This window comes from Segatella hominis (assembly GCF_004535825.1).
Lineage (GTDB): Bacteria > Bacteroidota > Bacteroidia > Bacteroidales > Bacteroidaceae > Prevotella > Prevotella hominis.
In genome coordinates this window covers 25,265-31,264 of record NZ_SGVY01000048.1, presented here as the reverse complement: position 1 = coordinate 31,264, position 6,000 = coordinate 25,265, and the positions used below count along the sequence as shown (strand labels likewise).

The following is a 6,000-nucleotide window of genomic DNA, read 5'->3' as shown; positions in this document are numbered from 1 at the left end:
CGCTTTATGGGGTAAGGGGATTTTGTGTCTGCGACATTTCTGTTGTGCAAGAAATATGTACAATAAAATGAATTTTGTCGCTTTGCAAGCAAAATCCCACTAAACCCTATAGGTTGCGGATTTGAGGATTTATTTATAATTTGCAATGCAATATTTTTGCATTTTCGGTGTTTATTATTATGTAGAGAACAATTAAAATTTAAAAAGAATGATGAATATAAATTTTTTCAGAATGCTGCTCATGACATTCCTCGCCATGGCAGGACTGGCTGCTTGTAGCGATGATGATGAGCCTAAAGATTCAGTCAAAGAAATCAGGATGCTGGTGTCGGCAGAAACAGGCGTGACGTATGCGTGGGGCGATGATATGAAGGAAAACCCCATAGAGTGCTTGCTCGTCAAGACGGAAGGTGATTCCGAAGAATGGCAAGACCTTGGATTTGAACAGATAAAAGGCTTTACCTATGAACGCGGGCACGAATATTATCTCTCGGTAAAGCGCACAATCCTCGCCAATCCACCTGCGGATGCTTCCGACCGCAGATATGAACTTATCCGTGTTCTTCAAGACAGGCTTGTAGCAGACCCTGAAATTCCGATTGACAAAGAGATAAAAACAGAAGCAGACATAGAATACTATGACTTGTGTCCTTTCGAAAAGTATGGCGTAGCTAGCACTATTGTAGTTGATGATGAAGGTAAAATAAATGGTAAAGTTGAATATGACAATGTTTCGCCGCTACCATCTTACGATAAGGCGCGTATATGGCTGGTAAATATCCTTGATCATAAAGACCCGAACTGGGTGAAATTCCATAGTGTGCCTTATCAAGCAACTTACTCGTATGTCATTTCACCCTTTACCGACAAAATTCGTCTGGTGCGTAACGAGTCATCCGGCCCGATGTTCAAGAATGTCGTTCCTGAAGACGAGTTTACACATATCCGCTCCATGAACTCCGGCGAGGAGGTCAGATATGCGCTTATTCTTGCCAACGTCCATAAAAAGGGGCTTCAAAAGGTGGAATTTATCATAATAAAGAAATAATCATTACAGACTGATTCCCCCTCGCCCCCCTATCAATCTTCTAATCATACCGACTTTCTGCAACATCGCCAACCTCATTGAGTGTGTGGCGATGTTTTATTTCATCAAATTGTTGTTGGTGTTCCGCATAATCACAGAGCCATGCGCCAATCACTTTCTGCTGTTCGGCGGTTTCGCTAATCACCAGTAACCACCAAAATGAACTATAACCGGGAAAAGCGGACTGCTTCCTTATTTAGGAAAACAATCCGCTTTTCTCTATTATACTATTGTCAGCATACAATCAGCAACCATACAGATCTTTTCTTTGAAAACTGATGAATACTGGAGGATGCTGCTCCTTTACTTTGTCTGTCAGCCATTTTCTGAACACATTAGTATAATGGGTTCTGTATTTGAAAGAAATGGCTATCACTACATCAAGACTGTAAACATAGGCATGGTTGCCGTTTGACAATCGGATATATTTGCTATGTTCACACTCAGAAAAGACATTTTCTTTGAACATTCTTTTTATTGTCCTGTTCACCGAAGCAGGGATGACATTGAATGCTTCTGCTATCTCCCAATATGTCATCCAGATATTATTGCCAGTGAGCGTGACAGAGTAGTCGCTCACCTTTATAATGTTTCTTTTCATACTGCTGATTAAATTAGATGGTTTGACAAATGATATTTTCGACAGATTGTATGCGCTGTGACAATTTTTCCATATCGTCACTCAACTTCTGAGCGGTTATCTTGGCATAGATTTGCGTACTTCTGATGCTTGTGTGTCCCATCATCTTGGAGAGTGTCTCAATAGGCACGCCATTGGAGAGACAGACCGAGGTAGCAAAGCTATGACGAGCCACGTGCCAGGACACATTCTTCTCTATACCACATTGTTTGGCAACTTGCTTTATATCATATTTGCATACGCTATAAGCAGGAACCGGCAATAAACGGTCATCTTTTGCCAATCCTTCATATTTATCAATGATATGCTTGGCTACTTCAAGTAACCGAATATCACTTTCCACGCCTGTCTTTTGTCGCGATGTCTTAATCCACACATGTCCATCAAAAGAGGTCTGAATATTGCTCTTGGTCAGATTGCGCATGTCTGTCCAGCTCAGTCCGGTGAAGCAACAGAAAACGAATAGGTCACGGACTAGTTCGTATTTCTTTTTGGTAAACTGTCCGTTGATCAACTTTGTTATTTCCTCCATTGTCAGGAAACCTCGCTTTGTTTCCTCCTTACTGATGTGATAGGCATAGAATGGATCACGTGCAAGCCAACCGTTGTTGATAGCCATAAATATGATGCTTCTGAAAGGCATCATATACGACCATACAGTATTGGTGCAGTGACCTTTCTCTATTCGCAAGAAAACTTCGAAATCGGTGATGAATGCAGGGGTAAGTTCTTTAAGCGCAATGTCTTCCATCTTATAACGCTGTTTGATAAACTCCTCCAGATGCTTGTAAACCACTCTGTATTTCCAATAGCTACGCTGGCTTTTCATCTTGCCAACAAGCTTGGCATAGTCTTCGTTGTGCTTACGGAATACTGCAAGAAGGGTCTTGTGGTTCATCCCCATACCAAGATAGGAATTACGCACTTTCTCTGCTGTGACATAGCTATCCTTATCACATACATCTTGATAAGCCTTATTGATGCCGACAAGAATCTTGTCCAGCTTTCGGTTGGTCTCTTGCGCAACGATGCTTCGTCCACTCATGCGACCAAGTTCCACGCTCCACATTTTCTCATCCACGTCCAACTTACAGCTGAACTGTGAAATCTTGCCGTTTACCGTAATACGGCACATGACTGGAATCAGTCCGTTCTTCTTTGGCGCATTACGCTTCAGATAGAATAATACTCTGAATGTTGATCTGCTCATAACTTTCTACTTTTTTAACTGTTTGCAAAAATACTATGTACAGAGTTATTATCCCATTTGTAAATCCAAGCGAATCAAAGCATTAGAATCATGCATAAAAGAATCTTCCGAGTTTTCTTGGCAATCTTCTAATTATTAGATACTTTTGCCTCTTAATTCTGTGATTTTCGCCCATTCATTATCATCAAAAAACAGTAACGTTATAGTAACGAAAGTCTGTCTTAGACTGGCTTTTTCTGTCTTCTGATGTCTTTATGGAAAGCCCCATCCACCGACATAATTCAGTCATTTTCAACTATTTTGCTTTAATTATTACTGATTTTCAACTTTTTGTTGTATCTTTGTATAAGATAAGCTGTATCTCTGCAAAACAATTTTAGAATTTAGAAAATATGAATCAAGAAAATCAAATATTGTCTCCAGAACTGGAGGCTCGTGTGCATCAGGCAGTGGAGAATTTCATGCAGGGCTATGGTTGCTGCCAATCTGTGGTGGCTGCTTTTGCTGATCTGTATGGTCTCGATGAAACAATGGCTAAACGTATCGGTGCTGGCTTCGGCGGCGGAGTGGGTAGAATGCGCATGATGTGTGGCGCAGTATCAGGTATTGTTGTGCTGGTGGGGCTGGACTGTGGTCAGACCGAAGGCGACGACCGGGAAGGTAAGTCTGCCTGCTACAAGGTAGTGCAGGATTTGTTAGCTAAGTCAAAGCAGCAGAATGGCAGTATCATCTGTGCTGAAATCCTCGGTCTGAAAGGATATGAGAAGGCACAGTCCAGTTATGTGGCTTCAGCCCGTACGGCAGAATACTACAAATCTCGCCCTTGTGCTGCAAAGGTGGAGAGTGCTGCCCGCATCTTTGCTGAATATCTGATGGAAAAATGAAATATCAGACCAATAAGGACTTGGTTGAATCCCAGTTCTACCTGAAGATGCTGGATGATTTCTGCAAGTCGGGACAGGTGAAGATTCCTGATCCGGCAAGTACTGTCATGCCTTGGGATTTGAAGGAAGATCCGCTCAAGGATTATCTGATTCACCTCTTTACCTTGAAAGTTACTATTGCAGAGACAGGTGAAGAGGTGCAGAAATTCCAGCGCCAGGTGGTTAGCAGCAGAATCAAGAGCAAGATTTTCTATGAGACTGTAGGAAAATTCATCGTGGAATGTGTTCACCACATGAGATTCCAGCGACAGAGAGCCTGGACGGAAAGTCATCGGGCTGATGATGTGCTCGACTGGACTCCCTTCCGTAGGATGAATGAAGAGGTTTGGAGACCCTTGCTTGACCAGATTGATGAGGAGCATCGGAATGATGGATTCGACAAAACTTTCTTCCTCCGGCTTTTCGGGGAGGAGTCTATTCAAGCTAATCATAATGGAGAAATTCATGATGGAGATACTGATAGGTTGCATTCCTCTATCGGCGCTTCCAAAGCTGAGAACTGGGAACGGCTGGTAAGGGATTGGAAGGCTTGTATAGAGCAGCAGGTGATTTCTAAACTGAAGGATTTCATAGCGCTCAGACAAACTCATTTCGAGACCGGATTGGTCCGCATGATGGATCAGATAACCCGCAATATGAAGTTGAAGGGTATTTCTGAACAGCGGGCGGTTCAGGCATGGGAAATGATGAAGAACGCCTGGACAGAGACGGAATTTGAGCGTCGACTGAACGAGATGAAAATACAGGATCAATATCCTGAAATCAAGGAGATTGTAGCGAAGATGGGACGTGTGGCGGATGCCAATGGTAAGGACCGGCTGACCATCGCTTCGGGTGTCGATATGAAGATGGAACATTCCTCAGGAAGTGATATTGAGGGCATTACCGTGGGCGATGATCTCAACTCGCTTCTTCCGCTCGAACTTGCACAATACAGTGATGAGGACATGGAGGGACTCTTTATATATAAGTATCGCACGCGTAGGTTGCAGACTTTCCGCTACAAGAGTGAGATGGCTAAGCCTTCCCGCAAACTCGGTTTTACACATGCCTCACGCAAGGGGCCTATGATTGTCTGCCTCGATACTTCTGCGAGCATGTATGGCACTCCTGAAAGAATTTCTTCCACGCTCATTTCCCTGATAGAAGAAACGGCAGAAGAATTGGAGCGAGACTGTTTTCTGATAGATTTCTCGGTGAGTACACGTGCCATCGATCTCATGGCTAAGAGAAAGGTGGAACGGCTGAAGAAGATTGGAATCAATATTGTGGAATGGACGGAAGATACGGCATCAGCCAGTCATCTCCCTTTTATCGGAGGAGGAACATCTGCGAAAAAAATGATGAGCCAGATGTTCGAGTTGCTCGATCATGATGGATTGCATTATGTGAATGCAGACGTACTTTGGATAACCGACTTCCTGATTCCGAATCCCTCGCAGGCTATGTTGTCGAGATTCAAGGAATACAAGGAGACGGGCACCCGGTTTTATGGCATCCGTATTGTCAGAAGCGACGATAAGGAGCCGAATGAATGGAAGGCTTACTTCAACCAGATTTATACCGTCAGATATCGTCCTTTGAGGCGATACTGACGGTTGAAGTCTGTGGGCTTATTTCTTCTTGGTCAGCACATAGTGCTTGGCCATTGCGCCCTCCGGTTCTGTGCCGAGAGAATCGGTCATGATGAGGCTTTGGGCATCCTTTACCTTGTAGTATGACTTCTCGCCACTTGATGGGCGGGTGATTTCTACTACGCCATTAGCCAGCATCTTGAAGATTCCGCTTGCCTCGTCGTGACCATCCTTACGCTCGATATAGTCGGCTGAGTACTGGTAAGTACTGTCGGCATTGAGTGTGAGCACGGTCTTGATACCTGGGCAATCGGCTGCAGGGAGTGTTCCTTCGTAAGTACCTGCGATAGAATCGAGGACGAAGGCATTGGATTCGAGTGAATCCTTCTCTGTATAGCTGAGACTATCTTGGTCAGCTTCCTGATTGTTGGTTTTCTTGCTATTGCAAGAACCAACTGACAGAGCTGCTATGACAGCTGCTGTCAAAACTAATTTCTTCTTCATAATGAATTCCTTTACTATTCTTACGGCAAATATACGCTTTT

At 43.6% G+C, this 6,000-nt stretch carries 6 protein-coding genes and 1 pseudogene; 3 read left to right on the top strand and 4 right to left on the bottom strand.

The window, feature by feature from the left end:
• The first annotated feature begins 208 nt into the window (after positions 1–208).
• Positions 209–1,048 (top strand): DUF4377 domain-containing protein, encoded by an 840-nt coding sequence (locus EXN75_RS13920; protein ID WP_246031410.1) that lies wholly within the window; start codon positions 209–211, stop codon positions 1,046–1,048.
• Between the two features lie 3 nt (positions 1,049–1,051).
• Here the strand turns inward: EXN75_RS13920 and EXN75_RS18685 are convergent.
• The 3 genes and pseudogenes from EXN75_RS18685 to EXN75_RS13910 form a co-directional block, all read right to left on the bottom strand.
• Positions 1,052–1,223 (bottom strand): annotated as a pseudogene (locus EXN75_RS18685) (mobilization protein); the annotation flags it as partial.
• Between the two features lie 108 nt (positions 1,224–1,331).
• A complete protein-coding gene (locus EXN75_RS13915) occupies positions 1,332–1,688 on the bottom strand; it encodes a RhuM protein (RefSeq protein ID WP_134844258.1) in 357 nt (118 codons plus the stop codon).
• A 13-nt stretch (positions 1,689–1,701) separates the two neighbouring features.
• Positions 1,702–2,937 (bottom strand): site-specific integrase, encoded by a 1,236-nt coding sequence (locus EXN75_RS13910; protein WP_119228065.1) that lies wholly within the window; start codon positions 2,935–2,937, stop codon positions 1,702–1,704.
• Positions 2,938–3,329: 392 nt separating this feature from the next.
• Here EXN75_RS13910 and EXN75_RS13905 point away from each other — a divergent pair, with 392 nt between their 5' ends.
• Positions 3,330–3,821 (top strand): C-GCAxxG-C-C family protein, encoded by a 492-nt coding sequence (locus EXN75_RS13905; protein WP_022110774.1) that lies wholly within the window; start codon positions 3,330–3,332, stop codon positions 3,819–3,821.
• The gene (locus EXN75_RS13900; protein WP_134844257.1) at positions 3,818–5,476 is read left to right on the top strand and encodes a vWA domain-containing protein; all 1,659 of its coding nucleotides are present in this window, start codon (positions 3,818–3,820) and stop codon (positions 5,474–5,476) included. Before EXN75_RS13905 ends, EXN75_RS13900 begins: the two co-directional genes overlap by 4 nt.
• Positions 5,477–5,494: 18 nt before the next feature.
• Here EXN75_RS13900 and EXN75_RS13895 read toward each other — a convergent pair whose 3' ends face one another.
• A complete protein-coding gene (locus EXN75_RS13895) occupies positions 5,495–5,959 on the bottom strand; it encodes a copper resistance protein NlpE (protein ID WP_118117339.1) in 465 nt (154 codons plus the stop codon).
• Positions 5,960–6,000: the final 41 nt, after the last annotated feature.

Bases quoted from the DNA above. Each gene is read 5' to 3' on its own strand.
- EXN75_RS13920 (WP_246031410.1), top strand. From the start codon at position 209: ATGATGAATATAAATTTTTTCAGAATGCTGCTCATGACATTCCTCGCC.
- EXN75_RS13915 (WP_134844258.1), bottom strand. From the start codon at position 1,688: ATGAAAAGAAACATTATAAAGGTGAGCGACTACTCTGTCACGCTCACT.
- EXN75_RS13910 (WP_119228065.1), bottom strand. From the start codon at position 2,937: ATGAGCAGATCAACATTCAGAGTATTATTCTATCTGAAGCGTAATGCG.
- EXN75_RS13905 (WP_022110774.1), top strand. From the start codon at position 3,330: ATGAATCAAGAAAATCAAATATTGTCTCCAGAACTGGAGGCTCGTGTG.
- EXN75_RS13900 (WP_134844257.1), top strand. From the start codon at position 3,818: ATGAAATATCAGACCAATAAGGACTTGGTTGAATCCCAGTTCTACCTG.
- EXN75_RS13895 (WP_118117339.1), bottom strand. From the start codon at position 5,959: ATGAAGAAGAAATTAGTTTTGACAGCAGCTGTCATAGCAGCTCTGTCA.